The sequence below is a fragment of the Sinorhizobium chiapasense genome, assembly GCF_036488675.1.
Lineage (GTDB): Bacteria > Pseudomonadota > Alphaproteobacteria > Rhizobiales > Rhizobiaceae > Sinorhizobium > Sinorhizobium chiapasense.
In genome coordinates, this window is the sequence record NZ_CP133151.1 from 236,029 (window position 1) to 260,103 (window position 24,075).

The 24,075-nt window shown below is 57.6% G+C and carries 20 protein-coding genes and 9 pseudogenes; 12 read left to right on the forward strand and 17 right to left on the reverse strand.

Annotated elements, in window-relative coordinates; translation table 11 throughout:
• Positions 1-7 precede the first annotated feature (7 nt).
• The 3 genes and pseudogenes from RB548_RS23785 to RB548_RS23795 all read right to left on the reverse strand — a co-directional run.
• Positions 8-637 (reverse strand): CoA transferase subunit B, encoded by a 630-nt coding sequence (locus RB548_RS23785; protein WP_331375453.1) that lies wholly within the window; start codon positions 635-637, stop codon positions 8-10.
• Between the two features lie 15 nt (positions 638-652).
• Positions 653-1,351 (reverse strand): CoA transferase subunit A, encoded by a 699-nt coding sequence (locus tag RB548_RS23790; RefSeq protein ID WP_331375454.1) that lies wholly within the window; start codon positions 1,349-1,351, stop codon positions 653-655.
• 568 nt (positions 1,352-1,919) lie between these two features.
• A pseudogene (locus RB548_RS23795) lies at positions 1,920-2,185 on the reverse strand (IS66 family transposase); the annotation flags it as partial.
• Positions 2,186-2,219: 34 nt separating this feature from the next.
• Between RB548_RS23795 and RB548_RS23800 the strand changes: the two are divergent.
• Positions 2,220-2,597: pseudogene (locus RB548_RS23800) on the forward strand (IS66 family transposase); the annotation flags it as partial.
• 304 nt (positions 2,598-2,901) lie between these two features.
• On the opposite strand, the gene RB548_RS23805 reads toward RB548_RS23800, so the two are convergent.
• The 7 genes and pseudogenes from RB548_RS23805 to RB548_RS23835 form a co-directional block, all read right to left on the reverse strand.
• Positions 2,902-3,939 (reverse strand): ABC transporter ATP-binding protein, encoded by a 1,038-nt coding sequence (locus RB548_RS23805; protein ID WP_331375455.1) that lies wholly within the window; start codon positions 3,937-3,939, stop codon positions 2,902-2,904.
• Positions 3,936-4,943 (reverse strand): ABC transporter ATP-binding protein, encoded by a 1,008-nt coding sequence (locus RB548_RS23810; RefSeq protein ID WP_331375456.1) that lies wholly within the window; start codon positions 4,941-4,943, stop codon positions 3,936-3,938. Before RB548_RS23810 ends, RB548_RS23805 begins: the two co-directional genes overlap by 4 nt.
• Before the next feature lies 1 nt (position 4,944).
• The gene (locus RB548_RS23815) at positions 4,945-5,826 is read right to left on the reverse strand and encodes an ABC transporter permease (protein WP_331375457.1); all 882 of its coding nucleotides are present in this window, start codon (positions 5,824-5,826) and stop codon (positions 4,945-4,947) included.
• Between the two features lies 1 nt (position 5,827).
• Positions 5,828-6,769: an ABC transporter permease gene (locus tag RB548_RS23820; protein ID WP_331375458.1), complete on the reverse strand. Its 942-nt coding sequence runs from the start codon at positions 6,767-6,769 to the stop codon at positions 5,828-5,830.
• Positions 6,769-8,370 (reverse strand): ABC transporter substrate-binding protein, encoded by a 1,602-nt coding sequence (locus RB548_RS23825; protein WP_331375459.1) that lies wholly within the window; start codon positions 8,368-8,370, stop codon positions 6,769-6,771. The genes RB548_RS23820 and RB548_RS23825 overlap by 1 nt, the downstream gene beginning before the upstream one ends.
• A gap of 46 nt (positions 8,371-8,416) precedes the next feature.
• Positions 8,417-9,931, reverse strand: coding sequence for a M81 family metallopeptidase (locus RB548_RS23830; protein WP_331375460.1), 1,515 nt, complete (start codon positions 9,929-9,931; stop codon positions 8,417-8,419).
• 584 nt (positions 9,932-10,515) lie between these two features.
• A pseudogene (locus RB548_RS23835) lies at positions 10,516-10,829 on the reverse strand (DDE-type integrase/transposase/recombinase); the annotation flags it as partial.
• Positions 10,830-11,740: 911 nt separating this feature from the next.
• On the opposite strand from RB548_RS23835, the gene RB548_RS23840 reads away from it, so the two are divergent.
• The 5 genes and pseudogenes from RB548_RS23840 to RB548_RS23855 form a co-directional block, all read left to right on the forward strand.
• Positions 11,741-11,998, forward strand: a complete 258-nt coding sequence (locus RB548_RS23840) for an aldo/keto reductase (RefSeq protein ID WP_331375461.1) — start codon at positions 11,741-11,743, stop codon at positions 11,996-11,998.
• Positions 11,999-12,196: 198 nt separating this feature from the next.
• Positions 12,197-12,310 (forward strand): hypothetical protein, encoded by a 114-nt coding sequence (locus RB548_RS32255; RefSeq protein ID WP_408642443.1) that lies wholly within the window; start codon positions 12,197-12,199, stop codon positions 12,308-12,310.
• Positions 12,311-12,354: 44 nt separating this feature from the next.
• A pseudogene (locus RB548_RS23845) lies at positions 12,355-12,530 on the forward strand (IS6 family transposase); the annotation flags it as partial.
• A 647-nt stretch (positions 12,531-13,177) separates the two neighbouring features.
• Positions 13,178-14,200: a gamma carbonic anhydrase family protein gene (locus tag RB548_RS23850; protein ID WP_331375462.1), complete on the forward strand. Its 1,023-nt coding sequence runs from the start codon at positions 13,178-13,180 to the stop codon at positions 14,198-14,200.
• A 35-nt stretch (positions 14,201-14,235) separates the two neighbouring features.
• Positions 14,236-14,353: pseudogene (locus RB548_RS23855) on the forward strand (IS6 family transposase); the annotation flags it as partial.
• Positions 14,354-14,726: 373 nt separating this feature from the next.
• On the opposite strand, the gene RB548_RS23860 reads toward RB548_RS23855, so the two are convergent.
• From RB548_RS23860 to RB548_RS23865, 3 genes and pseudogenes are all read right to left on the reverse strand, one after another.
• The gene (locus RB548_RS23860; protein ID WP_331375463.1) at positions 14,727-15,623 is read right to left on the reverse strand and encodes a carbon-nitrogen hydrolase family protein; all 897 of its coding nucleotides are present in this window, start codon (positions 15,621-15,623) and stop codon (positions 14,727-14,729) included.
• Positions 15,624-15,724: 101 nt separating this feature from the next.
• Positions 15,725-16,136, reverse strand: a pseudogene (locus RB548_RS32260) (IS5/IS1182 family transposase); the annotation flags it as partial.
• Between the two features lie 161 nt (positions 16,137-16,297).
• Positions 16,298-16,473, reverse strand: a pseudogene (locus RB548_RS23865) (IS110 family transposase); the annotation flags it as partial.
• A 354-nt stretch (positions 16,474-16,827) separates the two neighbouring features.
• Between RB548_RS23865 and RB548_RS23870 the strand changes: the two are divergent.
• From RB548_RS23870 to RB548_RS23900, 6 genes and pseudogenes are all read left to right on the forward strand, one after another.
• Entirely contained in the window at positions 16,828-17,736 is a 909-nt protein-coding gene (locus RB548_RS23870) for a BKACE family enzyme (RefSeq protein ID WP_331375464.1), read from the forward strand.
• A 1,063-nt stretch (positions 17,737-18,799) separates the two neighbouring features.
• Positions 18,800-19,342 carry a UPF0262 family protein gene (locus RB548_RS23880; RefSeq protein WP_331375465.1) on the forward strand — a complete coding sequence of 181 codons (543 nt, stop codon included), beginning with the start codon at positions 18,800-18,802 and terminating at the stop codon, positions 19,340-19,342.
• 46 nt (positions 19,343-19,388) lie between these two features.
• Positions 19,389-21,032: an MFS transporter gene (locus RB548_RS23885; protein WP_331375466.1), complete on the forward strand. Its 1,644-nt coding sequence runs from the start codon at positions 19,389-19,391 to the stop codon at positions 21,030-21,032.
• 277 nt (positions 21,033-21,309) lie between these two features.
• Positions 21,310-21,893 (forward strand): annotated as a pseudogene (gene pmtA, locus RB548_RS23890) (phospholipid N-methyltransferase PmtA).
• 134 nt (positions 21,894-22,027) lie between these two features.
• On the forward strand, positions 22,028-22,132 hold the full coding sequence (locus RB548_RS23895) for an aspartate 1-decarboxylase (protein ID WP_331375757.1): 105 nt from the start codon (positions 22,028-22,030) through the stop codon (positions 22,130-22,132).
• 13 nt (positions 22,133-22,145) lie between these two features.
• The gene (locus tag RB548_RS23900) at positions 22,146-22,379 is read left to right on the forward strand and encodes an aspartate 1-decarboxylase (RefSeq protein WP_331375467.1); all 234 of its coding nucleotides are present in this window, start codon (positions 22,146-22,148) and stop codon (positions 22,377-22,379) included.
• On the opposite strand, the gene RB548_RS32265 is transcribed toward RB548_RS23900, so the two are convergent.
• The 4 genes and pseudogenes from RB548_RS32265 to RB548_RS23915 form a co-directional block, all read right to left on the reverse strand.
• Positions 22,357-22,710, reverse strand: coding sequence for a hypothetical protein (locus RB548_RS32265; RefSeq protein WP_408642444.1), 354 nt, complete (start codon positions 22,708-22,710; stop codon positions 22,357-22,359). The genes RB548_RS23900 and RB548_RS32265 overlap by 23 nt on opposite strands.
• A gap of 92 nt (positions 22,711-22,802) precedes the next feature.
• A pseudogene (locus RB548_RS32270) lies at positions 22,803-23,078 on the reverse strand (hypothetical protein); the annotation flags it as partial.
• Positions 23,078-23,380 (reverse strand): TrbI/VirB10 family protein, encoded by a 303-nt coding sequence (locus RB548_RS23910; RefSeq protein ID WP_331375469.1) that lies wholly within the window; start codon positions 23,378-23,380, stop codon positions 23,078-23,080. The pseudogene RB548_RS32270 and the gene RB548_RS23910, both read right to left, overlap by 1 nt.
• 207 nt (positions 23,381-23,587) lie before the next feature.
• Positions 23,588-23,938 carry a 3-keto-5-aminohexanoate cleavage protein gene (locus RB548_RS23915; RefSeq protein WP_331375470.1) on the reverse strand — a complete coding sequence of 117 codons (351 nt, stop codon included), beginning with the start codon at positions 23,936-23,938 and terminating at the stop codon, positions 23,588-23,590.
• Between the last annotated feature and the right edge of the window lie 137 nt (positions 23,939-24,075).

The window sequence follows — 24,075 nt, forward strand, 5'->3', positions numbered from 1 at the left end:
GCTGGCCTTAGTTGACGATTGTCGCCTCGGTGGCGCTGCGGATCTCGCCGTCGGTGACGCCTTCGGCGAGTTCGATCAACTTCAGTCCGCCCTCGACGACGTCGAGGACGCCAAGATTGGTGATGATGCGGTCGACGACGCTCTGTCCGGTCAGCGGCAGGGTGCAGGTCTTCAGCACCTTGGATTCGCCGGCCTTGTTGGTGTGGTCCATGATGACGACCACCCGCTTGACGCCGGCGACGAGATCCATGGCGCCACCCATGCCCTTGACGAGCTTGCCGGGGATCATCCAGTTGGCAAGGTCGCCGTTTTCGGCCACTTCCATGGCGCCGAGGATCGCCATGGCGATCTTGCCGCCGCGGATCATCGCGAAGCTCTGCGCTGAATCGAAGAAGGCCGAATGCGGCAGCGCTGTCACCGTCTGCTTGCCGGCATTGATGAGATCGGCGTCGATCTCACCTTCGGTCGGGAACGGGCCGATGCCGAGCAGGCCGTTCTCCGACTGCAGCGTCACATGGACGCCATCCGGGATATAGTTGGCGACCAGCGTCGGAATACCGATGCCGAGATTGACGTAGGTGCCGTCTTCGAGTTCGCGGGCAGCGCGCGCCGCCATCTGGTTTCTGTCCCAGGCCATGTCTCCCCCTGCCCTTCAAGCCGCCGCGCGCGTGGTGCGCTGTTCGATGCGTTTCTCGTGCTGACCCTGGATCAGGCGATGCACGTAGATCCCCGGCACGTGAATATGGTCCGGATCGAGGCTGCCGACCGGTACGATTTCCTCTACCTCGGCGACGCATATCTTGCCGCAAGTAGCGGCCGGCGGATTGAAGTTGCGCGCCGTCTTGCGGAAGACGAGGTTACCCGACGCATCGGCCTTCCAGGCCTTGACGATCGACAGGTCCGCGACGATACGGGTCTCGAGAACGTAGGTCTCGCCGTTGAAGGTCTTCGTCTCCTTCCCCTCGGCAACGACGGTGCCGACGCCGGTCTTGGTATAGAAGCCAGCAATACCGGCGCCGCCGGCGCGCATACGTTCGGCAAGCGTTCCCTGCGGATTGAACTCCAGCTCGAGTTCGCCGCTGAGGTATTGCCGCATGAACTCCGCGTTCTCTCCGACATAGGATGAGATCATCTTGCTGATCTGCTTGGTCTTCAGCAGCACGCCGAGACCGAAGTCGTCGACACCGCAATTGTTCGACGCGATCGTCAGGTCCTTCGTGCCCGCCTCACGGATGGCGCTGATCAGGAGTTCAGGAATGCCGCAAAGCCCAAATCCGCCCGCGGCAATGAACATTCCGTTGAACAACAAATTTTCCAGTGCCGAACCAGCGTTCAAATAGATCTTGCTCATATCAGCCCCTCAATATGGCCAGACACGTTGATGAGAGCGCATTGTCCAGTCGCATCATTATGGCCAATAGTTTTCAGGCGCGGAGGTTTTCCCGAGCCACACGTGGAGAACAATTCACTGAAGTAAGAGCTGACGCGAGCAACAAGCGTTATTCCACTTGGCTAATATTTATGCTGTTCGATGAACCGAATGCTGACGCGGTGAACGCAGCACGGTGTAGCGTGTTGACGTTGCGCAGCTTGCGGCGTGAATGAATATAATTTCCTGCTTGGCGCGTCGCAGCATGAAGTAGTGGCGGATCAATCCCCGCACTACGGTGCATTGAGGGAGTCTGTGTCCACAGTGGAGACTTGGACACAATGACATTGAATGGAACGAGCCTATTAGGGCATTTGAAGATCGTCAGGGTCCTTCGCAACGGAAAGCGGCGATATGGTCCGGCTGAGCAGGCGCGGCTGATCTACGTGTGCCTTTGAACCGAGGGTATTGGTTGTTGCGGGCCTTGAGCTGGCGCACGGCGTGAACGCCAACCAGTTGCGTCGCTGGGTCAAAGTTCGCCAGGGGCGGCAGGCGGAACGCCGGGTTTCTTCCTCGCCTTAAGGGCTTCGATAAAGCGTCCCCTGGCGTGAGCTCGGCATCCGCTACGCGGTGGCCCCTTTCAACGTGCGCCAGGCGAGTAGCGTCGCTCATCAGGATGCCGCGATAGTCGCTGTGGAAGGCCCGTCGGTGTTCCTGCACGCGACCGGGCTGATAATCGATCGCTGTCCTTGCCGCTACGATAGGCCCAGATATACGAGTGCTGGTGGGATCCTTGCCCTCTTCCTTCAGCACCTTTCCTGAACGCAAATAAGCTATAAGCCATAACCCGTGGCTCGACGCGATCGCACCGAAGGTCGTGCCCGACACCAAGCTCGAGGATGTCGTCTCCTACACGCTCAACCAATGAGATTATCTGACGCGCTACATCGAAGACGGCAGGTGCCGATCGACAACAACCTTCTGGAACGCCACATCCGAATTTTTGCTCCCTCAAGGAGAGTTGGATCTCTTCAGCGATACAGTCCAGTGGGCCAAGGCCAGCGCCGTCGTCCACATCTTCATGCTAACCTGTCGTGCTTGCCGTGTCGAACCCTTTGCCTGTTTGCGGCACGTCTGCACCGAACTGCCTCAGCGCACGGAGGACTCCGAAATCGACGATCTGCTGCCCTCAACTTCAAAAAGCAGTCTATCTGACCGGCCGCCTTAAGCTGATTCACGACGCGCACCGAAATGCGCGCTTACGCTGAGCGCGGTCAGATAGCCATAAGTCCATCATGGTCCAAGCGCTGCAAGTTGCCTATTCTTCGTCGCCAGATCGCGCTCGCCTTCCAACGCCAAGAAGACGGTATTTCCAGCTCGTCGGCTCTCACTTCCCCGCAGATAATTTGTTCCAGCCGATCGGTGGTATCCAATCTGAGGATTAACGCCATCAAGTTTTGCGTTTGTGCCAAGCGGTGAAAGGATTGTGAGGGTCCCATCACCGCGGGTGTTTACGCTATAACGTCATTTCATTAAGCACGAGATTTTGCGCCAGGCCCATCTGTAGCCGCCACAGCCGAATCTTCCGAGACCTTTGTCGCCGGTGCGCGCACGTGACAAGCCACGACGCGCCCGTCTGCTATCGGTACCAAAGGCGGCACTTCGACTCGACAACGATCGACCGCGAGCGGACACCGCGGGTGGAACGCGCACCCGCTCGGCGGATTGATCGGGCTCGGCACCTCGCCCTCGACGGGCGCCGGTAGCCGAACGCGGGTTGGGTCGGCTACCGGCGCTGCGGCGATCAGTGCTTCGGTGTAGGGGTGGACCGGTTTGGCAAAGAGGGCTTCACACTGCGCAAGTTCTACAATCCGTCCCAGATACATGACCGCAACGCGATGGCCGATATGCTCTACGACACCAAGGTCATGCGAGATAAAAATGAATGCAATACCCATCTGCTGCTGGAGATCCATAAGCAGATTCAGAATCTGTGCCTGCACGGAGACGTCAAGGGCTGACACCGCTTCGTCGGCGATGATAATCGATGGCTTGAGGGCCAGCGCTCGTGCAATGCCGAGCCGCTGGCGTTGACCGCCCGACAGCTCGGAAGGAAGTCTGTGCATCATCTCGGGCGACATTCCGACCTTCTGGAGCAAGTCCGCAGCAAGCGCGTTGCGCTGCTTGCGGGTGAGGCGTTCAAAATTCTCGACTGGTTCGGTGATGATCTGTCCAGCGGTGAGGCGCGGATTTAGCGACGAGTAAGGATCCTGAAAGACCATCTGCATCTGACGGCGATACGCGCGCAACTCATGTTTCTTTAGGCCAGCTATATCGGTTTCATAGATCAGGACGCGTCCGCCCGTCGGCTCCACGAGCCGCATCAAGAGCCGCGCGACAGTGGATTTGCCGCAACCCGATTCCCCGACGATGCAGAGCGTCTCGCCTGCTTCGACAGAAAAGGATACATCCTCCACCGCCCGGACCACCGGAATGGTGTTCTTCAGGAATCCCGCACCAATGGGATAATGCTTAGTTAGATTTTCGACTTTTAGCAATGGACCGCTCATGCGCATACAATCTCCTCTGAGCGCCAGCATGCCGCGGTGTGACCCGATTCGACGTCACGCAGGACGGGCGTCTTTTCACGGCAAATGTCGATTGCGAATGGGCACCGTGGTGCAAAGCTGCACCCGATAATCGGTTCACGCAGGTTGGGCACAATTCCAGGGATTTCGGACAGACGACTCTGTCGGCCTCGCCGCCGATCAGGCACGGAACGCATGAGACCCTGAGTGTACGGGTGCATGGGTCGCGCGAACAGATCCATCACAGAAGCTTGCTCAACGATCCGGCCGGCATACATGACGATGACGCGCTGGCATGTCTCGGCCACCACGCCAAGATCATGGGTGATGAACATCACGGCAGTCCCCGTGCGCTCCTTCAGATCGACGATCAGCCGCAGGATCTGCGCCTGGATAGTGACGTCGAGTGCGGTTGTCGGCTCGTCGGCGATCAACAGTTCCGGTGAGCAGGCCAGAGCCATGGCGATCATGACTCGTTGACGCATGCCTCCTGACATCTCATGCGGGTAATTGGTGACACGGCGCCCGGGGTCCGCGATGCAGACGAAACGGAGCATATCTTCTGCTTTCGCCATCGCAACTGAACGTGAGGCGCCGGTGTGAATTTGTACAGCCTCGGCGATCTGATGACCGATCGTGTAAACCGGGTTCAGACTTGTCATCGGGTCCTGGAAGATCATTGCGATTTTACCACCGCGGATCTTTCGCATCTCCTGCTCGGACAACTTCAAAAGGTCTTGTCCGTGGTATCGGACCTCGCCGCCCACAGTTCTGGCCGTCGTCTTCGGCAGCAGCCGAAGAATGGAAAGGGCAGTGACACTCTTGCCGCACCCGGATTCTCCGACGACACCAAGGGTTTCGCCTTTCATTATCTGGAAGCTGACGCCGCCCAGCGCGCGGGTAATGCTTTCTTCGCCGTAAAAATGTGTTTCAAGATCTCGAACGTCGAGAAGCACGTCGTCCCTTACCGCCTTGTGCATTTGCATGTCAGCCCCTCCGCTTCGCGCGGGGATCAAACATGTCGCGCAGACCATCCCCCAGCAGGTTGACCGCCAGAACCGTAACGGCAAGACAAATGCCCGGGCCAAAGATCGTCAATGGAGCACTTGCCAGGTACAACCGCGAACTTGCAATCATGTTGCCCCAACTGGGGATTTCCGGAGGTACGCCTGCGCCGAGGAAACTAAGCGCCGCCTCCGTCATAATGGCGCTGGCGCACACGGTGGCGCTCTGCACCATCAGCGCCGGTATGGTGCTCGGCAGAATATGCCGCCAGAGCACCTTGGGCAGGCGCGCACCGCCACAGAGAGCGGCCTCCACATAGGGACGTTCCCGAACGCTAAGTACCACTGAGCGAACCAATCGCGCAACCGCCGGTGTCTCGGGAATCGCAATTGCGGCAATAAGGATGCCAATCCCCGGGCTCGTTAGAGAAATGAGCGCGATGGCAAGCAGAATCGTCGGGATCGACATCAGACCATCCATGACCCGCATCATAATACTGTCGAAAGTGCGGCTGTAACCGGCGAGGATGCCGATCAAAAGCCCAACAATGGCGGCACAGCCTGCCGATGCCAATCCAACCATTAGCGATATCCGCGCGCCGAAGATCGTCCGGGCAAACACATCACGGCCCAGATTGTCGCTCCCGAACCACATCTCGCTCGACGGTGGCTGTAGGCGTTTGAACGGATCCATGTTTTCCGGATCGCCAGCGTAAAGGGGGGCAGCGAGGGCGAGAACTATCAGGACGGTCAATAGGGCGCCGCCGATCAGTACCAGTGGGTGCCGCCTTGTGAGGCGGGCGAGACTGAAAAGTGTCGGTGGGGACGACGTCGCGGTCTCGAGTGTTGTGGAGGGGAGCGTCATATCAATACCGTATACGCGGATCGATCAGCGAATAGGCAAGATCGACGGCCAGGTTAATAAGAACGTACAGGCCTGAAGTTAGGATGAGCACGCTCTGGATGATGGGATAGTCACGGTTGTTAATCGCATCGACAACAAGCCGTCCGATACCGGGTATGTTAAATACCGTTTCCGTTAGAACCACACCGCCGATCAGATAGGCGAAGCTTATGCCGATGACTGTGAGGATAGGAACGCCAGCATTCTTCAAGGCATGGTGGAAAAGGATGGAGTAGGACGAAGCACCTTTTGCGGCAGCCGTTCGTATGTAGTCTTCTGAAATAACCTCCAACATGCTCGCTCGTGTAACCCGTGCAATGAATGCGATGAAACCAAGACTTAACGCTAAAGTAGGCAGGATCAAGTGTACAAACCATAGCCCAAGCCCCTGGTTGATCTGCACATATCCCTGCACTGGCAACCAATGCGTCCTGATCGCTAAGAAATATACGAGAAAATAGCCGACCACGAACACCGGAACAGAATAACCCAGTGCCGAAAAGGCTGCGAGGAGCCGATCAACGAGACGGCCACTTCGCCACGCGGCAACAACACCGAAGGAGACTCCGACCGACACCGAAAACATCATCGTCAGGATCGCCAAGGAAATGGTAGGTTCGAGTCGCTGAGAGATCAGCTCGAGAACCGGTCGTCCGGAAAAGATCGAGATGCCGAAATCGCCACCGAGCATCTGACGCACCCAATGGATGAACTGAACCGGCAGTGGCGCGTTCAGCCCAAGCTGCTCGCGGATGTTGGCGATTATCTCGGCCGTCGCATTGCGGCCGGCGATGATCGCCGCCGGGTCGCCGGGCGCCAGCCTGAGGAGCAGAAAAACGAAGGCCCCGACCATCGCCATGACGGCGATGGCCGAAACCAATCTGCGCAGGATGTACGCGGACATTACGCCGAAGCCTTCTGCATGTTCCACATCGGCCAATAAGCCGCGTGAAAATGCACAAGGCCAGTTAGAGATTTTCGGCGAGCGATTGGCTCAAAATATTGACCCAACATGACATTGCTAACGAAGTCCCAAGCGAGGCTCTGCATCTCGCGGGCCAACGCCTTGCGCTCCTGGAGCGTTTCGATTTTCACCCATTTGGCCCGAAGAACCTCGTATTGATCGTTCTTCGGCCAGCCAAAAAAAGCGTCTGCGCCGTTTGCGCGGAACAACGGCACACTGATCGGATTGTCGAGTTCGGCATCGGTCCAATCGTTTACATATATGTTCCAGCCGCCGTCCTCAATCGGACCCTTGTTTGCTCGGCGTTTAGCAACTCCGCCCCAGTCACTCGGCGCAAGCTCGGCATTGACTCCAATCTTCCGCAGGGTAAATGCGAGATATTCGGCGGCCTTGCTAGCTGTCGGCCAATCCGTGGATTGGAGAATAACGACTTTCTCGTCAGTATATCCGGCTTCCTGAAAAAGTTGCTTGGCCTTTTCTGGGTCGCCCCCCTTCTTGTACCATCCCGTATTCTCGTCGTTGGAATACGGGGTACTGTTTCCAAATATCGACTTAACAGGACGGAAGTATTTCGGATTGAAGCCGGCGGCAAGCATAATCGCCTCCTGATCAATCAGGTGAAGCATCGCCTGGCGCGCCTTGGCGTTGTCAAAAGGCGACTGCAGAAAATTCATGCTCACGAACATGACCCTGCCCGACTCGTTCACGTTTTCCAATGCGAGGTTGGGATCGCTTTCGATCAGCGGATAAAGATCGGATGGCGGTGTTGCAAGGAAATCGACCTCTCCGGCTTGGAGCGCCGCAACGGCAGTCTGTTGATCCGAAATAACTCGCCAGACCACTCGATCGACCTTGGCGACCTTTCCGCCGGCATACCCGTCTGCTGGTTCCTGACGGGGTATATATTGTTCATTTCGGTCGTAAGTGAAGCTTACGCCTGGATTGGCTAGAGCGTTATTGAACTTGAATGGCCCGGATCCGATATTCGCGGTTACCTGCTCCGTTGGGGGAAGCGTCGCGTCTTTCTCGCGCATGATAGCAAGATAATACCCGCCGGAGGACGCGAGCAAAGGTATGAGAAGCGGCAACGGCTCGTTGAGCGTGATCGTGAAGGTCTTCTCGTTTTCTTTCGAGATATCCTTGACAATGGCCATGATCAGTTTTCCACCTGAATCCACCTGGCTCCAGCGTCGTATCGAGGCCACACAGTCCGCCGCGGTGACTGGGCTGCCGTCGTGGAAGGTCAGGCCTTCGCGGAGTTGGAATGTGTAAGTCTTCTTGTCCTCGGATAGGCTCCATTTTCCCACCATTTGAGGCTGCGGCATCCCTTTGGAATCGAGTGCGAAAAGGGTGTCGTAAATCTGATAAGCATGATATCCGGCAGTTACTGAGATGATCGGATCGAACACAAAGACGTTAGAAGCGACCCAGCGGACGGTCCGAGCGTCATCCGGCGTCTGCGCCCGAAGGATTGTCGGCATTGATAAAGCCGTTCCGGCGGCCAAACCTGCTTTGATAATTTCGCGTCTAGTTATTGTCATGCTACGTTCCTCTCTTTTTATTTTTCAGGGGTATTTCCCAGTCTTCTCACGAATTTATGGATACGTCAGCAGAGTGCTGCCGAGCGGTGATTTCGGGACTGGCGATATCGTGTTCAGGCCAGAAATGAGCTTTCCGGAATTCGAATTGGTGTTTTTTATAGTATCCCACGCCAGGCGTGTTCACGAGCACTGGAGTCGCAACACCAGCGAAGTTCGAAACAAAATGGAAACCTGATTTAACGACTACGAAATCGAGATCTTCGATAACCACTGCTTGGCTTGTAAAAGCCGCTGGATCAAGGGTTTCTCCAGGCTTTGTGGTCAGCAGAACTTGTATCCGGTCATCTACCCTAATAACAGCCGTTGGCCCCATGGCCCAGCGAGCGCCCCCGCCAACGGGACCCTTCGCAGTAAAACTTCCGTCACTCACGTGCTCAATAATCCCAGTGATAAGTCGAGGCGTGAAACCCGGCGTGTATCCAGCGCCGACCGCAAAAGTGACAGTTGCACCTACACCAGCCTCAATCGCGCTAGCCGCTGCGGCGGGGTCTGTAATCGGCACCGCGCCGCAAAGTCCCGGATAGCGATCGAGCGCTGCGGAAAGCAAAATTGTGCTGTCTCCGGGGGCACCCGCTGCGACCCGATCGCCCATATCTCCGATCGCGAACGGCCGTTCATCTGGCGAACTCTGCACACGCTCAAAGGCCTCCTCAACCGTCAGAAGGTCGTCCTTGAAACGCTCACGTTCAACCCAAAAGCGAGTCGCAAGGTCTACAGCTATGGAAGGTGCATCAGCGCTTGGGCCGTTGCTCAATACCGTAACAACCTGACCGATTTCATAGTCATCGGTAAAGCGGAATACGTTATAGATCGATATATCCTCAATCGATGGATGGAGCGCCGCGTATTCGCGTGCCTTCGCATGGATTTCAGCCAACGGCCCAGAGCCGGTTTCACCCGCACCCGGCAGGATCATAGGCACCCGCGCCGAAACCGTGACCGGCTTTAGACGCCCCTCAAGTTGCTCGATCAGCAGTTCTGCAACTTTCTGGCCACATTCGACAAAGTCGGAATGAGGGTTTTCCTTGCAGGCAATACAAATGTCGGAGTTGTCGAGCATGCGGGGTGTGATATGGCCATGCAGGTCGAGACCGACGCCGATCGGCACGGTGGGGCCGACGAGACGGCGAAGCGCTTGAAGAAGATCGCCTTCGGCATCGGGCGTTTGTGTGGTTCCCATGGCGCCGTGAAGGCTCAACCCGATTGCATCAGGCTTGGTGCGCCGAACCGCATCCAAAAGTTGCTCACGCATACGCAAGTAGAAATCATGATCGACAAGGCCGCCGGCGCCACCGCTCGCCGAAAAGACTGGTTCAATTGTCACACCCGCGTTGACAAGCGCTTCAGCCAGTCCCTTCAGCACGCCGGTTGGCGACCGAAGAATATCGCGGCCACGTTCCACCACGAAGAGCTCCTCGTCGGCAGACCTTGGGTTCAGCCTGTTGGATTCCTGGCAGAAGCAGGCAACAAGAATGCGATAAGGTTGTGATAGTTCTGGCAAGCGATTACTCCGGATTTTTGTGATCGTATGCAAACCGGTAACCGGAGTGCGGCAATCCGGAGTGAATTCTTACAGCATGGGCCTTTAGCCGAAACTACCGGTCAGTGCCGCCAGGCAGGACCTCTTCGGCAGCCTCAAATTTCTGTCTGCTCGTCGAGGTTCGAGGTTTCATAGACGCGTTACTCATGCGCAGCGGCGTCGCCGATCGTAGACCGAGTTTCTGCGGACTGCAGCATCGCAGACGATTCCCTATAACCAGTGTTTCCAAGCACCATAAGAATGCTAGTTTGTGTCTATGCATCGCATGGAGAACGGGCCCGTGAAACTCAGAATAGTTATTTGCTGCAGCGATTGATTATGCAAATCGTTAGCCTAACCCATCTTATGCATGAGAATGAGAATGTGCATGCGGGGCTGGCGGATCACGGGAATCCTGCACCTCACGCACAATAGCCAGCTTCTGCTTGACCGTCCGGGAGCGACGTGTACATCCGTCGGAAGCGACTCACCCCGGGGGCGCTGTCACATTGTCTGCATATACACGCGTTGAGACCTGCGGCCGCTAATGTCAGCTGACCAACGGCCACGGCTTTCCATTTCGCCATGGCCTCCAGGCGGTGAATGTGCGTAGCGAGAGCGGAGCGTTTGAGCGGAGCGGGGCGGCGGACGAAGCGTTGCAGTGCTCCTGGTGATCGGAAGCCTCGCATAATCCGCTCCCGTTTGCGCAGCGGCACATGTGCATTCTCCGCCCAGTTGCTCAATCCCTTGTGCGACCGATGCTCGACGCCCGGCATCACCTGTCGCCTGGCTGCTCCGTAGGAGCGCAGCTTGTCGGTGATCATGCGCTTCGGCGCGACTGCCTCTTCAGCAGCCGCGTCCGCAAGCGCTTGGCCGCCCGAAGCAACCGTACTCCACCGGCGAATTGACGCGACACAGTCCGCTGCTGTGACGGGGCTCCCATCGCGCCACTTGAGACCGTCACGCGTTCAAAAATCTAGGCCTTCTTATCGTCCGCAACACCCCACTTGCCAACCATCTGGGGATGCGGGGTTGTAATATGCATCGACCCCGAAAAGCGTATCGTAGATTGCGTATGCGTGCGTATGGGTTGGATCGGATGTGGTGACCACTGGGTCAAAGACGCTGAGATTGGAAATGACCATGCGAACAGTCCGGTCAACGGCCGGAGAAGTTCCCGCTTGGAGGAATGAGGGCATTCAAAGCGCCGTTGCTGCGGCGGCACCCAACTTGAAGGGACTGCATCGGGAAACGATCATTTCCAGCTCCTTCTTATGACAATTAGCGCCTGTTTGTGCAGGCGCCCGCAAATATAACGGCCGAGAGAAAATGAGTTGCATCAAAGTGCTGACGCGTGCGAAACCGGCGTTGCACTGCAAGGCGGTATTTCGGAATATTTATGCTGCGGGCTCTCTGTGGTCCAACGATCCGGAAGCTTTCGACATTGCGAGACGCTCAATTCAAGACTGCAGTTAAACATTTCTAATCGAGTATTGTGAATGCTCAAAAGAACCAGTTTGGGATCACTGTCAGTCTCGGTCATGGCGTTTGGGGGCATGTATCTCTGTACGAAGACGAATGACGAGGCTTCGCGAGAACTTCTCGACGAACTACGCAACCTGGAGAGTTGAGGTTGCGCGCACGGTGAGTGCGGCCGCAGGCCTCGCATGTTACACTGCAATTCAACAACGGCATAGCTATTTAAGACCATCGCCCCGGCACGACCTGGAAGTTGCCAAGGCGCTGGGCGAGCGTGGGGGGCACAGGGTTTAGGAAGCGGTCGGCTCGGAGATGCTCGACTATGTCGCAGCCCATCCGGGGCTCCGAATTGTCGGCTATTCTCCGCTTCTGCAGGGCGGCATTGCAGACCCTGAGAGGATGCCCGACGGCTACCGGACCCCGGACAATGAAAAGCGGCGAGCTGTGCCAGAGACCGTCGCGTCCGAAACTGGCACCTCGACCAGCCAAGTCGTTCTCGCTTGGATGATGGCATCACCGCAAGAAGTCATTCCCTTGGTCGCCTCTTTCCGAGCCGAACAGCTGCTGTGAGATTGTCGCCCGAACAGATCGTTCGGCTGAATCAAGCCGTGTAAGTGGCTGCTTTTCCTCGCTTGAGGCTATGGGCTATACCGAATCCGTCGGTCGGCCGGCAGTGGTATCGTTGCGCCCGGAACGAGTAAAGCTGCATCCGGCGCTTTGGTTCCCTGCCAAATACCCTTCAATGGCCGAGTCGAGGAGCTGATTTACTTGGGCGACCATGTGCGAACCCGTGTGTCGGTTGGCGGCCCTGATCTCGTGATCAAGCTGCCAATTCGGCGTTATGAACTTAACTCGCGTTCAGGGAATAGACCGATGTCATGAACACCGCAACCGTTAGCTACAAGCGCCATCGTTTCCCGCGGTAGATCATCTCCAATGCAGTCTGGCTCTACTCCAGGTTCCCCTTGAGCCTGCGTCTGGTCGAGGAAATGCTGCTGGAGCGCGGCATCGTGGTTTCGTATGAGACAATCCGCCGATGGGCATCAAGTTCGTTCCGGATTACGCTCGCCGCTTGCGCCGCAAGCAGCAGAGACGGCCGGATGAAATAGTAGGTCTCCATCGGTTCAGCAAACGTTCGTTGGTCGAGACGAAATTAGGGACCGGCGCTACCGACTGCATAATCAATCACCCACGGAAATAACTATTCCGAATTTCCCTGCCCCCCTTCTCCATGTGATGGTATCAGAACCGCACGCGTGAGCATTCTCATGCGGCTTGGAAACACTGGGGAGATGGAACCGTCTATGATGCACTACCCGGAAGGTTTGCCAGGCCTCAATCCCGTTCAGGAATTGCCACCGTCGGGCGATCGCGAGACCGCTTCGACGTTGCGTGTGGATGGCCGGCTCGTCTTCCTTGATGGACCTCTACCCAGGTCGACCAGACTTCGGTTGTCGCAGCTGGACGCACCATGGCGCGGCGTGTGCTCGACAGGGCAGGCTATAAGGCTTCCAAGGGCGGTGATAAACTGATCCGTGATTAGGACTGATATTTTGCAGTATGGAAACCGCACATCGGCAATTCAGGTTCGGGAAGCGAGCTTTCGGGGCGGTCGCCGATCTATTCCTCCACTGTTTGAAAGGTGTCGCAATCAATCACCGTCGCGCGAGGGTGCGAGGATTTCTGCTCCGTGAGGCTGGTTACCGAGCTTTCAGCTCAGGTCATGCCCTTCAGGAGACCAAGGACCTCTTGTTCGAGAAAGCGGTCACCCGGCAGGAGAAGATCAGCGTGCGCTCTTCCAGTCGGTGCGTGCCAAGGAAAATCATGTATCCGGGCATCTGCGTCGGGCTGGCCTTCCTATCGGAAGGTGTGCCGAGTCGTGCAAAGCATGTCTACCAGCACGATGGGCGGCCACGTCAGTATCACCGGCTCTTACTTGATGGAGATATGCGTCGGCCGTACACAAAACGTCCAACCTCCTTATCCACGGACCGCATCAAGGAAACACGAGCCAAGAAACTGGCGGTAAGCGAATTGGTGGTACCTCTGGAGATCGACCCTCAAGCCACAAGGGCGCTCAATGCCCTGCGGGCATCTGCACGAGTGTTAACTCGAAACAACGAGCCGTGGCTGCGTCCGTTCTTCGAAGCGCGACATAGCCGGACAAATGGGAAGGCGTTCATGTCTAAAGAACATCAGTCAGTATACAATCTCGGTTCCAGCAAGCCCAAGATTGCCGTGGACGCGTGGATCGCGCCTTCCGCCACCATCGTGGGTGCCGTGACCATCGGGCAGCAGTCCAGTGTCTGGTTCAACTGCGTGCTGCGTGGCGATGACAATACGATACAGATCGGTGCGCGAACCAACATCCAGGACGGGTCGGTCATACACATCGATCCCGGCGAATTCGATGTCATCATTGGTAACGATGTTACCGTTGGGCATTCCTGCCTAATCCATGGTTGTCACCTGGAAGACCGCGCTTTCGTCGGGATGGCCTCGACCGTCATGAACGGCTGCATCATCGAGCCAGATGGTGTTCTCGGGGCGCGCAGTCTTCTGACATCGGGCAAGCGAGTTAAGTCGGGAGAGTTGTGGACGGGATCACCGGCCAAGTTTGTCCGGATACTGTCCGAAGAGGAGATTCTAAATTTCCGAAAAACTGCAGAAAGCTACGTGCGAAAAGGTGAGCGTTTCCGCACCGAATTGAATGCAATAATGGTCAAAGCTGTTGAGTTGGGAGAAACAGCCATGTCGGCGTTATCAACTTAACTCGCGTTCAGGGATTTGCGGCATAGACCGATGTCATGAACTCCGCAACCGTCAGCTACAAACGCCATCGTTGCCCGCCGCAGATCATCGCCAATGCAGTCTGACTCTACTTACAGGTTTCCCTTGAGCCTGCGTCTGGTCGACGAAATGCTGCTGGAGGGATCGTGGCTTCGTATGAAACAATCCGGGCGCTGTCACGTTGTCTGCATGTACACGCGTTGAGACCTGCTGCCGCTGATGTCAGCTCACCACGGCCACAGCTTTCCATTCCGCCAAGGCCGCAATGCCAGCGTTGCATAAATAATGCCGTGGAAGCGTTTTTTCGCCCAAAGTTTGCACTTGATCATACACGCTCAAGTGCAGCCGCGGCGTTCGAATCAACGCGCGCTGTCCGCCATCGGCCACAGTCTCGGCGCCCTCCTCGCATGGCTTAGGCGTCTCTTGCGGCTCATCGTAACTGCGATCCTTAAAGCGTGCGACAACTGCTCAGCGCTCAAGCCGGGCTTCTAACGCCGAAAGCGATCTGTCAGCCGTCCACCACGACTGGTGAGGAACCATTGAGCACCTTGTAGGTATCGGCACGACGGTCCCTAATGAGGCGCGGCCCCCAATAAAGCGCTGAAGCACCGGCAAGCCCGCCACAGATATCTATCTCCGCAGTGACTACTCCAATGTGGTCAAGTCCGCTGCTTACAACGATCCCGCCGAGTGGATCGACAATCTGGCTGAAGCCAATAAAGTTCGATCCACCATGTTCACCAACGAAATTTGATGAGATGAGCCAGCGGCTGTTTTCTAAAGCTCGCACACGGTCGAATAGGTCGTACCTGCGCACTGCGGAGTTGTTTTCGCGGTCGCCCTGGCCAAGAGTTGCGGCCCACGCGGAACCTATCACCAGCAGTTCGGCCCCCGAAAGGGTAAGTTCTCGGCACCCCTCCGGCCACGATTTGTCGTAGCAGATCAGCAGCCCGACTTTGCCAAGGGTCGTGTCAAAAACTGGCCAATGGTCGCCCGGCCGGAAGATAAAGTTCTCACCGAGGGTGAGGTGGACCTTTCGATATGAGCCGATATATCCCTGCGGCCCCGCGAGCACTAGGGTATTGTAGAGGATGCCTGGCTGCTTGCCAGCCTCAGTGAGGCCAAAGACAACATGGATGTTGTGCTTCATGGCCGCGGTTATTAGGCGTTGCACTGTTGGGCCATCCGGAACTGACTCGGCTGTGCGCTGAGCTTTTGTGATAGCGTCCTCGATCTTTTCTAAGTCCAGGATTGCCGGATAGCCTTGTAAGCTCGTCTCGGGAAAAACGACAAGGGAAGCACGGGCACTAGCAGCCTCCTTGATATAGGATAGATGTAGGTCGAGGTTTTTGTCCACGTCGTATGTGCCCGGAAACGCACAGGTGGCGATTACGGTTTGGGGCATATCGATCTCCCTGATGAGGGCAGGTTTAACTGGATGACTGCCAAGCTATCTGTGGATCGCATGGAAAACAGATCGGCGAAATCCAGCAAAAGTTATTTACGGCGGTGGTTTATTATGGAACCGGTAGCGCGGGTCGCCCCAATTGCTGTCTTGACCAACGAGCGTTTGCGGTAGCCGTTGGAGACCTGCCATTTCACCTAGCCGTCGCTGCTGATTGCGGCGATATGCTGGTCCCTTAGTCCGTCAGGTGCGCAGTTGATTGGTTCGAACGCGTTGACGCGTGGCGGACGATGGCAGCCGCCGCGCCTTGATCGACGACTGCGTCGTGTGTTCGGTTTCCCTCTTGGGAAATGTCCGTAGTAATTTGTCCGATCGAACCGTCAATCTGGTTGAGTAGTAGCTCAACGTGCGTGTCGCGATCCAGTACCAGATGCAGCTTTGGCGGGTCTGACGCCATGCTTCTCCTCCAGCCACTGGCGCGCCGTAGACGTGCAGACAGGTGCTATCCACAACCTGCAACGAGCTGATTCACATGATCGTGCAGTGCTCCGGGAGGTCGCCATATTAGTGCCCGACGCCTTCAGGGCAGCATCGCCATGTTCGCGATCCTAGTCGATACATTGAGTGCTTGATGAACGTGTCCGTCAAATGTCAGGCGAAGCGCAGATTTGACCCCATTGGGGTAACGGCCCGGCTTCAAGGCCACCCTTTCATTAAGGATCCTCAGAAAGGAAACAAGATCGTCCGGGTGGCCGACCACCTTTCTTTCCCGGCAGATGTTCCCTTTTTCATCGACGATGCACACACTCGTCTCCTTTACCGAAACATCGAGGCCGGCGTAGTATTTCATGGCAGCGCTTCCTTTCAGATATTTGTGGCCGATGACGTCAGACCACGTTTATTATCAACTCGAAGCGCTGCTCCTTTTACCAGGTCGAAGATGGGCTCGAAGCCGATTACCCTATCTTTTTCGGTCAGTCTCTGGGATCCTCATCGTTGGAAACCGTCCTATTATACGGTGTGATGGCCTAACCACGACCGCCCATAGTGGGTTACCTCCGCTTCAGATGGTGCGGTCTAATCTAATCTTATCATGCCCCCCAAGCCAGCATAACGATTAGTTGAATGTCATAACTCAACAGCGGTAGCGCTGTTCCGGAATTCGGTCTTACTTGTCGGCGTCAGCAACACAGGGGCTAATTTTATGCCAATCACGCCATTCAACAATCGCAAGATCATAATTACCTGCGCGGTGACGGGCGGATCAGTATTCAATCGCGATCACCCGAATTTTCCGATCACCCCCAAGGAAATCGCCGACTCGGCGATTGAAGCCGCGCACGCTGGCGCAGCGATCGTCCATGTTCATGTGCGCGATCCCGCGACCGGTGCCGCCTCTTACAATGTTGATCTGTTCAAGGAAGCTTCTGACAGAATTCGCCAGTCGTCAGTCGATGTCATTTTAAACCTCACCTGCGGCGGAAATGCCCGGTTTGTGCCCGACCCGGGAGACGAATCGCGCGCCGCGTTTGGCACGACGGTGGCGCCGCCCGAAATTCGCTATGCGCACATCGAAGAGTGTCTTCCGGACATTGCGTCTCTCGATGTCACGACCTCAAATCAAGGCGATGGCGGCGATGAGTACGTTTACCTAAATACACCGCGCACGCTTCGGGCGATGGCGAAGCGCTTTAAGGAGCTCGGCGTTAAGCCAGAAATTGAAGTATTTGAGGGTGGCGATATCGGCTTTGCGCATCAGTTGATCGCTGATGGATTAATCACCGGGATCCCGATATTTCAGTTTGTTCTGGGCGTGAAGTGGAATGCACCGGCGACGCCTGACACAGTTGCCTACATGAAAGGCTTGTTGCCGGAGCGGGTTCATTGGGGCGCTCTCGGGACGGGGCGAAACCAGTATCCTATCGCAGCGCAGTCGGTCTTGCTTGGAGGTAACATCCGTGTAGGCCTTGAAGATAATCTATATCTACGACGAGGCGTCTTCGCTACCAATGGACAGCTTGTGGAGCGCGCTCGGCAGCTCATCAATGTTCTCGGACATGAGCCGGCGACACCTAAGGAAGCGCGCGATATCCTGGGGCTGCCCGCCAAATGAGCGGCCGCTGTCAGGCAGTGACAAAGTCGAGTAACGAAGGTGAACTGACGAGCGCGCCTTTCACGTGTTCTACGGGAGACGTAACAATCCAAACTGCGCTTTATCAAAATAGGTCACGCGGGCATGACGGTTGTTTGAATGCAAAAAAGCAATAGGGGCCAAACCGCCTAGTCGTTATTCTGCTGCGTCTCAGCATCGCATTGGGAGGATCAGACACACAAAGAAATGCAACATGAAGATCCATAAACGGCCCGACGAACTACACTAACAAGGGCGCTGTCCGTCCCAGACATTGCCTCGCAGAAGGGCAAGGACCTCTCGTCTACCTGACGGCCTACACGACGCCTCTCGCTCGGCTAGTGGACAGATATTGCGACATCGGGCGACAGCGTCGGCATGGTGTTTGCAGGGATTGTCTTCGACGCTGAGTGCGACACTGGACATGATGATCCTGCACCGCGAGGCTGTGCGGCGTGACCTTGAGGGCCATCTGAGTCTTATCCGGGCCGCGCTTGAGCGGTACGAACTGTTCGTTCAAAACAGGATGAGGACCTCATGCGGGCCAGTTTCGTGGGCACGGCTCAGGAGTTCCTATGCGGCGCTGTCGCAAAGCGGGAACGATCGAACGGGCATTGCCTTGGTTCCCTCGCGGCGACTTTTGCCCCGCCCGGTCGGGGGCATTCGGCTGCCGTTGCACCGTCTTCAACGGCAGCTCCTTTTGTTGCCATCCACAATCAACGGCACTTTGTGCGTCGGCAGTCTCATACTGGCCGTCGTGGCGGACGCCGCCATGCAGGTTTCCCGAAGATGGCTTCGTTGACTTCGACCCTTCGGGATGCTCCGGCTGTCGTCGGTTCTCCAGGCCGACGACAGCCGTCTTTTGGCCGGGCTTACCGCCGGCAGACCAAAGATCTCGGGTCCATTGAATGCCTCGCACGCACGCGGATGAGCGTTCTCCCAGCCCCAACTCGCGGGGCACCCTGGCTGCGTCGGACGCGCTCCGGCGGCTCGCGATCCCCGCAAAGGGCCCAATGGCAGCCGGAGCAACGAGATGAGAGCGAATATGACGGCCGAACCCTTATCGCAACCGAATTCCCGGCTGATCGCGGTTGTCCTCGGTGCCGCCTGGAGTACGCGGGCCAATTCCGAACTGAAGCGGGAACGCGACATCGCGATGCATGACCTCCCGGAAGACAACTCATTTGCGCCTGCCGGCAACGATCGGGGGCCCTTCCGCCTCGGGATCGATATTGTGGACAATCGACTTGTACTTGGCATCACCATGGATACTGGGGCCCCTATAATCAGGCAGCTCCCGTCGCTGCCCTTCAAACCTCTCATCAAGACCTACGCCCAGATCTGCGAGAATTATTTTGATAGCGTCGGACGCTGCAAGCCCGAGCGCCTCGACGCGATCGATATGGCCAGGCGCTTGTTTCCCAATGACGCTGCCGGCCTGTTGAAGAAACGTCTGGAGACCAAGGTCGCGATCGATCAGCAGACGGCGCGGCGGCTGTTCACACTGATTTACCTGCTCGTCAGACAGGGCATCGTTTCCGGGACCGGCTTCACACCAACAGCACGAAGCGCAGTTATTCCCCTGTGACAACAGATCTCAGAAGAGAGCCGACCTCGTCGGAATAAACCAACTCATGCAGCGCGAAGATCCCCATTCAGCCGTTTCGACCACCCTGGCTCCTCTAGGGAACCGGGCGTTTCGTGCGATCTGGACGGCGACGCAGATCTCCAGCCTAGGCTGGCTGATCCAGACGACGGCCATCAGCTGGCTGATGACGACGATCTCCGCCTCGGACGTGATGGTCGCGCTGGTGCAGGCCTCCTCCACGCTGCCAGCCTTCTTCCTGTCCATCCTTGCCGGCGCCATTGCCGACAGTTTCAGCCGACGCGGCGTGATGCTTGCGGGGCACTGCTTGATCGCCCTGGCTTCCATGACGCTGGCGATCTCCGTGGCCCTGGGCCTGGTCAGCCCATGGCTAATCCTTGGACTGGGATTCCTCGCCGGATGCGGTTTTGCCTTGAACGATCCGGCCTGGCATGCCTCTGTCGGCGACATTCTGGAAAAGCGAGATATCCCGGCAGCCGTCACGCTGATGTCGGTTGGCTATAACATCGTTCGCAGTACTGGCCCTGCGATTGGCGGCGCGATCCTTGCCTTCTTTGGGCCTCTTGCCGCTTTCGTCCTGGCGGCGCTGAGCGATCTGGTGCCGCTTGCCGCGATCTCGCGCTCGAAATGGCACGTACGCTCGTCGTCGCTGCCTCGCGAGCGCGTCACCACCGCCGTTCAAGACGGGCTGCGCTTCACCGCGATGTCCTCGGAAATCAAGGCGGCCATCGTGCGGGGGACCTTGTTCGGCGTGGCGAGCATTTCCATCCTGGCGCTGCTGCCGCTGATCGTGAGGGATCATCTGGCCGGCGGACCGATCGTCTATGGCGCCCTCCTGGCTGCCTTCGGGATGGGGGCCTTTTCCGCCGGGCTCAGCAGCAGTCATCTCAGACGGATCGTCTCCCAGGACCGGCTGATCGCCCTTGCATCAGTTGCCTGTGCCGCTTGTTGTTTCCTACTTCCGCTGACGACGTCAATCCCCGATGCGGCGCTTGCGCTGGCAATCGGAGGTGCCGGCTGGCTGCTGACCTGGACCGGAATTGACGTTGCGATTCAGCTGTCGAGCCCGAGGTGGGTGGTCGGCCGGACGCTGTCGATCTACTACGCCCTTTCCCATGGCGGCATGGCCGCGGGCAGCTGGATCTGGGGCACTGTCGCCCAGAACTACTCATTGACGGTTGCGTTCGAGGGGGCCGCTGCGGTCCTGCTTCTTGTAGCAGCCGCCGCATTCGTGCTGCCGATCGAGTTGTGGGACGAAGCCGAGCAAGAGTCCTCCGAGTTCGAACCGCCGGCTCTCGCGCTCGATCTGCAGCCGAGAAGCGGTCCCATCGTCGTCAAAGTCGAATACGCCATTGCCGAGCAGGATTTGGAGACCTTTCTGGAGTGCATGCGCAAGCGGCGGCGCATCCAGAGCCAGGCGGGTGCGCGCAACTGGACGCTCCAGCGCAACCTGCTGAACCCGGCCCGATGGACGGAGACATACCGGACACCGACATGGACGGACTATCTCCGCCTGAACCATCGTCTGTCGGCGGCCGACCACGAACTCGTCGAGCGGCTTGTCGCCCTTCATGATGGAGCGGATGCCCCTCAGACGGTGCTGGCGATCGAGCGCGCGACGACCCCGGTTCGCTCGCGTAGTCAGCCGATCACACGTGTCTCCCGTCCATGAGGTGCGTTTGAGATGAGGCAGATCATTCAACATCGGCAACACCCGCACCACCTGTGCCATCTCTCTAGGAATGCCTAGCCCGCGCGATGGCCTCGCTGGAGGCCAAGACGATTGCCGAGGCGGTGCGGAAGGCCGGGTTTCGGCCTCCGACCGATAGAAGTGCAGAGCAGATAAGGGCACGCCGAACGGGGCTTTGAAAGTCGATCCATTCGACTGATCCCCCATTCGCGAATGTACCGGCGAATAAGCCGACACAGGGAGAAGATATGGTTTCCGTCTGAAGGAGCGCCTCGCCAAGAGGTTTGAAGAAGAGGTTCATTTTTTCAAGGGATGGCAGAAGGACAAGAAGGGTGTCGGTGCCGTCATCCCGACATCGACCCGTACCGCGCGGCGAATGGCGAGCGCCGTCAAACCGCGCTGCGGATTGCCGGTGCTGGAATTCGGCGCCAAGACCGGGGCGATCACCAGGGCGATCCTGGCGCGGGGCGTCGAGCCGCGGCAGCTGGTCTCGGTCGAGTATTCCAGGAATTTCTATGACGGCCTGACGCAACGTTTTCCAGGCGTGGATTTCCGATTGGGCGACGCGTTTCAATTGGATCAGGTGCTCTCCGATCACCGAGGCGAACTGTTCGACTGTGTCGTCAGCGCCGTGCCGATGCTGAGTTTCCCCATGGAAAACGCGTGGCCCTGCTCGAAGATCTGCCTGCCCGCATTCCCGCCGGTCGGCCGGTCATCCGGATCACCTATGGGCCGCCATCGCAGGTCATCAAGATCGCGGACCGGCATGTGGTTTGTCACTACGACTTCGTGGTTCGCAATATCCCGCCGGCACAGCTGTGGACCTATCGGCGCTCCCGTTAAGCCCAATTCGTGAATGCACTGCGACAATACGTGCGTTCTTCGCGCGCCGCCAAAGGCGTCAGCGTTTCTTTACTGAAGCAAAAAGGAATTGCGATTTGGAGAAGTACGTCAGCGCCAAGCTTCATGGGATCCGGGTGACGGATGCCAAGCTGAACTATCATGGGTCGATCACAATCGATGCGGATTTCTGCAGGGCCGCTCGAATATGTCGACATCTTGTACCAGATGTCCGGCGCTAGGATCAGCACCTAAGTGCTCTATGGCAACGCGGGTTCCAGATGCTGTATCCTCAATGGCGCCGCCGCGCGCACCTGCCAGCGGCGAGACGAGATCATGATCGCCTCGAGCACCTTCTGCGAGGTTGACGACATCAGCAGTCTCAAGCCACGTGTCCTCGTATTCGATCCGGATCGGATTACCCATGAGGTGTTCCGCCGCCCCGACGGTTCGCTCGATCTGCCGGTCAACAGCGAGCTCGTCGTGTAGGTGAAGGAACTGATCCACTCGGCGCGAAGCTCGGGATTGGCCACTTCCTCGAGCCATTCACGAATCGGCTGGTCGCCACCTTGGACACCATTGAGGACAGTCCCGTGATTTTTGTCCTTGTTACGTCAGGTTCTCCAATACCCAGGAGGTCACACCTGCAAACAGCGCGCGCCCCGGAAATCCAGTAAGCGTCACCCTTCGGGGTGGGCAGAAGGGCTGCCGCGATGGAATTGATATCGATGTCGCGCTGGTGGGGGGCGATGGCGACGAAGTCGAGCGGATTATAGCATTCCGTGTCGCCGTTCTCGTCGGCCGGCGAGAAGCACAGCACGCGCGAGAACTTCGAGCGTTATCCGACCGTCGCCTCATATCGAGCACGACGATGCTGTCGGGCCAAAGCAGGCAGTTGGGGACGATCAGTGACGCGCCCTTGCCGGAACGCGGCGGGCCGATGACGAACCCGCCTACATCATCGCCACCAATCCAGAGCTTTTTGCCGCCGATGAGGTTGGGCTTCGGCAGCCGCCGTTTGCCGGAGCCGCGCTGGGTAAAGACCCTTGGAACCTTGATCAGGCTGCCGCCGATCTGGCCAACGAACACGCCACCGGTGCGGGTGAGGCCGAGGGTGCGCGCCTCTGCCGCGCTTTGGCTGGGTTGCGCCGTGACCGTCGTTACCGCGCCCGTGACGGGATCGACCATCAAAATTGAACGGGCGCTGGCGGTATCGCCAGGTGCGGCGCATATTCCGCAGCACCACCCATCACGGAGAGCATGATCGCTGAGCCGAAGCGCTCCCCAGAAATGGTGTCGATCTTGCCGGTGAGGCCAGCCCGCCGGTCGGCGCCAGGCGAGGCGATCTCGACGGACAGGCCGTCGGAGCGAATGATCCACGACCAGGCGACCAAGATCCGATTCTGGCCGCGCCCCAGACTGGACTTGTATTCTCCGACGTAACGCGTGCCCTCCGGGATGAGGATGCGGCCACCATCGAGGGAGCGCACGTCCTCGCGCACCTTGCAAGGCCGATATTAACAGCCGTTTCAAGAAAGCCGCGGATCATCGTCCCTTGAGCAACGAACGCGTCGGTGCGGTCGAAGCGGGTCGCCGTTCGTTTCTCGAATGGTATCATACGCGGCCAGCCGAAGGGGGCATTGACCACATCAGTTCACCTTCGTTACTCGACTTTGTCACTGCCTGACAGCGGCCGCTCATTTGGCGGGCAGCCCCAGGATATCGCGCGCTTCCTTAGATGTCGCTGGCTCATGTCCGAGAACATTGATGAACTGCCGAGCGCGCTCCACAAGCTGTCCATTGGTAGCGAAGACGCCTCGTCGTAGATATAGATTATCTTCAAGGCCTACACGGATGTTACCTCCAAGCAAGACCGACTGCGCTGCGATAGGATACTCGTTACGCCCCGTCCCGAGAGCGCCCCAATGAACCCGCTCCGGCAACAAGCCTTTCATGTAAGCAACTGTGTCAGGCGTCGCTCTTTGTCGCAATCGAATAACGAAATGAGCACGATCATAAATATCGGCAAATGCGCGGGAAAATGACATCGCTTAGAGTGGGGAAATCCAAGAAGACGAATGAAATGAAAGCCAACCTCATGATTTGCCTTTGTGGACTCGCGGCAGTCTCGCGAGCAGAGCCTGCGGCCTCGATGATCGCGCAGGTTCCTCATTGCGGTTTGAAA

What these genes read in the sequence shown, in the direction of transcription:
- RB548_RS23785 (WP_331375453.1), bottom strand. Translation starts at nt 637, where the DNA reads ATGGCCTGGGACAGAAACCAGATGGCGGCGCGCGCTGCCCGCGAACTC.
- RB548_RS23790 (WP_331375454.1), bottom strand. Translation starts at nt 1,351, where the DNA reads ATGAGCAAGATCTATTTGAACGCTGGTTCGGCACTGGAAAATTTGTTG.
- RB548_RS23805 (WP_331375455.1), bottom strand. Translation starts at nt 3,939, where the DNA reads ATGAGCGGTCCATTGCTAAAAGTCGAAAATCTAACTAAGCATTATCCC.
- RB548_RS23810 (WP_331375456.1), bottom strand. Translation starts at nt 4,943, where the DNA reads ATGCAAATGCACAAGGCGGTAAGGGACGACGTGCTTCTCGACGTTCGA.
- RB548_RS23815 (WP_331375457.1), bottom strand. Translation starts at nt 5,826, where the DNA reads ATGACGCTCCCCTCCACAACACTCGAGACCGCGACGTCGTCCCCACCG.
- RB548_RS23820 (WP_331375458.1), bottom strand. Translation starts at nt 6,769, where the DNA reads ATGTCCGCGTACATCCTGCGCAGATTGGTTTCGGCCATCGCCGTCATG.
- RB548_RS23825 (WP_331375459.1), bottom strand. Translation starts at nt 8,370, where the DNA reads ATGACAATAACTAGACGCGAAATTATCAAAGCAGGTTTGGCCGCCGGA.
- RB548_RS23840 (WP_331375461.1), top strand. Translation starts at nt 11,741, where the DNA reads ATGCTCGACTATGTCGCAGCCCATCCGGGGCTCCGAATTGTCGGCTAT.
- RB548_RS23860 (WP_331375463.1), bottom strand. Translation starts at nt 15,623, where the DNA reads ATGCCCCAAACCGTAATCGCCACCTGTGCGTTTCCGGGCACATACGAC.
- RB548_RS23870 (WP_331375464.1), top strand. Translation starts at nt 16,828, where the DNA reads ATGCCAATCACGCCATTCAACAATCGCAAGATCATAATTACCTGCGCG.
- RB548_RS23880 (WP_331375465.1), top strand. Translation starts at nt 18,800, where the DNA reads ATGACGGCCGAACCCTTATCGCAACCGAATTCCCGGCTGATCGCGGTT.
- RB548_RS23885 (WP_331375466.1), top strand. Translation starts at nt 19,389, where the DNA reads ATGCAGCGCGAAGATCCCCATTCAGCCGTTTCGACCACCCTGGCTCCT.
- RB548_RS23915 (WP_331375470.1), bottom strand. Translation starts at nt 23,938, where the DNA reads ATGTCATTTTCCCGCGCATTTGCCGATATTTATGATCGTGCTCATTTC.